Here is a 4,207-nt window from a genome sequence, read left to right on the forward strand (position 1 = left end):
ATGAACGTTTCAGCATTGCGTCACCCTAAAGAAAACCTTTATAGAATGTTATGCATTATTATTGGTGGCTTAATTTGGGCGGCATTATTACTCGGTACTTTATTTAGTATTCTCGTTTTCCTTATTCCAATCGCATTCTTTTTATGGCTATCCAGTAAATTTTTCCAAGCCAGCATTTTTGGTAATGCGGTTCACGTAAATAAAAATCAATATATGGATTTAAATACCATGGCGGACGACATTGCCACAGAATTAAATATTAAAGACAAACCTGAAATGTTTATTGTGAACGCACAAGGTTTAACTAATGCTTTAGCGGTGAAGTTTTTATCACGTAAATATACGCTACTATTTAGTGATTTAGTTGATTTATTATGGGAAGAGAAAAAACAAGACCAACTTCGTTTTGTGATCGCCCATGAACTCGCACACCACGCCGCAGGTCACGTTAATTTCTGGATCAACCTACTCATGAAACCTGCGATGTTTGTTCCTTTCCTTGGCTCGGCATATAGCCGCGCTTGTGAACTAACCTGTGACCGCATTGCAGCTGAAATCGTTAACGATAAACAAGCGAGCCTTAACGCGCTGATTGCACTGGCTTCAGGCAGTAAAGAACTTTTAGCTGCTACTAATAACGATAGCTTTGTACAACAAGAACTAAGTGTGCCTGCGGTCTTTGGTTTTCTCCAAGAAATTACCTCAAGCCACCCTCGCATGACTAAACGTGTTATCGCAATTAATAATTATCAAGTAAATAACCAAGAACCAAACTTAATTGCCCATGAAGCCTGATGACAATAGCTAATCTATAACGACAAAGCCGCTATCTTTAAGCGGCTTTTCTTTTTTAAATAGGGTTACTTTTCTTGCTCATCGCTAGTTGGTATTGCCTGCGATAAATGCTCCGTCAGCCATGTTGAAAATAAAGCTTCAGCACCTTCTAACTCCGCTTTGGTACTCATCAACATATAATCACAGCCAGATGGGACAAAACCAAATGGAGCAACAAGTACACCGCGCTTTATATCATCCATCACAAAGGGATAAGATCCCATCGCCGCGCCTAAACCATCAATCGCCGCTTGAATACAAAAATAAAAGTGACCAAATGTTTGTTGATGCTTCCCTTTTATATCAAGGCAATGATGGATTTTGTCTTGCCAACTTTGCCATGCTGTCGGTCTGGTTGCGCTATGAATGAAGGTAATGTCTTGGTGATCATGTTTGACCTTATCCCAATATTCAGGAGAAAACACAGGGCCAACCCACTCTGCCACTAAAGGCGTTTTATGGTAATCACGGTGACACTTAAAATCATCACGACGAATAGCCAGTGATAATCCACTCATCCCTAACTCAATTGCACCACCAGCAGTAGACAATCGTACATCAATCCCTGATTTTTCATAGAAATCCGCTAGCCGAGGCATTAACCAACGCATGGTCAATGTTGGCTCACAAGAGACTTCCAACGCTTGAGTTTGAAATTGACGCAATTCGTGAACGCTCGCTTCCAATACGCTAAACGCCTGCCGAGTCGCAACCTTTAACTTTTCACCTTGTGTCGTTAAATAGACATTGCGCCCTTTCTTATAAAAGAGCTCAACCCCTAAATAGGTTTCTAAGGTTTTGATCTGTTTACTCACTGCGCCATGCGTAATATTCAATTGCTGTGCCGCTTCACTAAAACTTGAACATGACGCTGACACATCGAATACATGAAATGCTTTAAGATGCCTCATCTGTGAATTTTTCTCACATGTTACTCAACTTCTTTTCGATTAAAACATAGGCATCGAACACATACAATAACGCCATTACAGACTTGTTTGGGGGATAAATGGAACTGATCAGCTTAGCGATTTTAGGGTTATTGATTGTAATCAGCCCGGGTGCTGACTTCGTATTAGTGTTAAAAAACAGCCTAAATCATGGGCGTTCTGCAGGGATCTGGACAGCAATTGGTATTAGCCTTGCGATCACCATACACATTACTTATTCATTATTGGGGATCAGTTACCTTATCTCACAAAATGAAATGCTGTTTAATGCTATTCGCTATGCAGGTGCTGCCTACTTAATTTATCTAGGCATTAAAGGGATCTTTTTTTCTGACAATAAAACCGATCTACAAGGCGAGACTGCACCAAGTAAAAGTAGTAAACACTTTCTGGCACAAGGCTTTCTCTGTAACGCCTTAAACCCTAAAACCATGCTGTTTTTCTTAAGTGTGTTCAGCCAAGTGGTATCGACAGATGCAAGCGATAACCACGTTGCCTTGCTATATGGCGCTTATATGATTGCGATGCACTTTTTATGGTTCAGCCTTGTTGCGATCCTATTTACTTCAAAAGCACTGCAAACGCGTTTATTGAATATGAAAAAACTACTAAACCAATTATGTGGTGCAGGACTTGTCACCTTTGGCACTGTATTAGCACTAAAATCATAACGTTTTCTACGCAAAGTCGCTGACTCTCATTCAGCGACTTTCTCTTTTCTACCCTCTAACTCCCTAATAAAACCAAACCACACAGCATAAACTCATCACTAAAAATTCCTTTCAAAGATAAATATTACCCAAAAAGACAAAAACATTTTTTATTCTATTTTTTCGTTGACAGCCTTATTCAATATCTCTAAAATCCGCCGCCAAGCAAACGATTACATCTCGTAACTGTCTGTTTTTACGTTTTATATTCTTTTCTTTTAGTCAGCTGATCTTGGTCAGTTGTCTTTCTTTTTTTCTATAAATAGAGAGACAACATTTTAGAGACCAACATGACAACGATGACTTCTGCAGCACCTGCTGCCACTCAAAACACTTCTTGGCAAAACAAAGCGATTTTGAGCGTAGCATTCTTAATGGCCACCACCTCTGTTGGTCCAGGCTTTCTGACTCAAACCGCTGTTTTTACTAATATCTACAAAATCGACATGGCATTTCCTGTCTTCGCTTCGATGTTTATCACCTTTGGTATTGTGATGAATTTATGGCGTATTGTCGGTGTATCTGGTCTGCGTATCCAAGACATTGCTAACCGTGTAGCACCGGGCATGGGCTATGTTGTGGGTATTCTGCTGGCACTGGGTGCTGTGGCATTTAACTTCGGTAACGTCAGTGGAGCAGCGTTAGGCATTAATGTTTTAACCGGCGTTGATACTACATGGGGCGCACTGTTTACAGGCGTTGTAGGTTGCTTACTGTTTATTGTTCATAACGCTTCAAAACGCATGGATCAAATGGCGCGCTACCTTGGCTTGTTTATGATTGTGCTGATTGCTTATGTCGCCATGACCAGCCTACCGCCAATGGGTGAAACACTAAAGGCAGCTGTTATTCCAACCGATATGAGCAACCTATTACTACCAACATTAACTATCGTTGGTGGTGCTGTAGGTGGTTACTACACTGGTGCGCAGCGTTTAGTGGATGTAGGCTTACAAGGCAAAGACAACGTAACATCGATTAAAAAAGCCGCATGGGCAGGCATTTCAATTGCAGTTGTGATCCGTATTCTGCTGTTCTTAGCGGTATTTGGTGTGATTGCAACAGGCGCGGTATTAGATACTTCAAACCCTGCCGCTGATGCTTTCCGTCAAGGTGCTGGCGAAGTGGGCTACTTTATCTTTGGTTTAGTGTTATTTGTTGCTTCAATTACTTCGGTGGTTGGCAACTCTTACATGGCAATCTCACTAATTAAGACCCTATTCCCTGTGGTTGCACGCAATGAAAAAGCATGGTGTGTGGGCTTTATCATCATCACCAGTCTTGGCACCGTAACCATGAACATGCCTATTCTGCTACTCATGTTAGCTGGTCTTATCAACAGTATTATTCTGCCAGTAGTACTCGCTATGGTACTTGCCGCGACGCGCCGCAAAGACATCGTCGGTGATTACAAGCACCCAATGTACCTAACCGTTACAGGTGTTTTAATTGTGGTAGTAATGGCAGCGGCTAGCCTTTCAAACATTAGCAACTTTATGACGAAGTTTATGGGATAACCCAAGTACAGACTTCAACAAAATAAAGGTCTAGTGATCGTGCTAGACCTTTATGCTTTTAATGACTCATGATTTGTAATAGACATCTAATTTTCAACTTTAAACTCAGATGGATAATCTAAATTAATTTAGAATCATCAATATATCATTCATTTTTCATCTCTATCATGTTAAAAAAATTTATCATCCCTTCATT

Annotated in this window: 4 protein-coding genes; 3 read left to right on the forward strand and 1 reads right to left on the reverse strand. The window is 40.7% G+C overall.

Features of this window, described 5'->3' with window-relative positions:
- A partial coding sequence (locus E5A76_RS02870) for a M48 family metallopeptidase (RefSeq protein ID WP_161118046.1) occupies window positions 1-795 on the forward strand: 795 nt, incomplete at its 5' end.
- Between the two features lie 65 nt (window positions 796-860).
- Here E5A76_RS02870 and E5A76_RS02875 read toward each other — a convergent pair.
- On the reverse strand, window positions 861-1,745 hold the full coding sequence (locus E5A76_RS02875) for a LysR family transcriptional regulator (protein WP_161118047.1): 885 nt from the start codon (window positions 1,743-1,745) through the stop codon (window positions 861-863).
- A 98-nt stretch (window positions 1,746-1,843) separates the two neighbouring features.
- On the opposite strand from E5A76_RS02875, the gene E5A76_RS02880 reads away from it, so the two are divergent.
- Window positions 1,844-2,455, forward strand: coding sequence for a LysE family translocator (locus E5A76_RS02880; RefSeq protein ID WP_161118048.1), 612 nt, complete (start codon window positions 1,844-1,846; stop codon window positions 2,453-2,455).
- Window positions 2,456-2,784: 329 nt separating this feature from the next.
- Window positions 2,785-4,011 (forward strand): NRAMP family divalent metal transporter, encoded by a 1,227-nt coding sequence (locus tag E5A76_RS02885; RefSeq protein WP_161118049.1) that lies wholly within the window; start codon window positions 2,785-2,787, stop codon window positions 4,009-4,011.
- Window positions 4,012-4,207 lie beyond the last annotated feature (196 nt).

Origin of the sequence: Photobacterium lucens (genome assembly GCF_009873615.1) — a bacterium.
GTDB lineage: Bacteria > Pseudomonadota > Gammaproteobacteria > Enterobacterales > Vibrionaceae > Photobacterium > Photobacterium lucens.

Coding starts and splice junctions, on each gene's coding strand:
- E5A76_RS02880 (WP_161118048.1), top strand. CDS start 1,844: ATGGAACTGATCAGCTTAGCGATTTTAGGGTTATTGATTGTAATCAGC.
- E5A76_RS02885 (WP_161118049.1), top strand. CDS start 2,785: ATGACAACGATGACTTCTGCAGCACCTGCTGCCACTCAAAACACTTCT.
- E5A76_RS02875 (WP_161118047.1), bottom strand. CDS start 1,745: ATGAGGCATCTTAAAGCATTTCATGTATTCGATGTGTCAGCGTCATGT.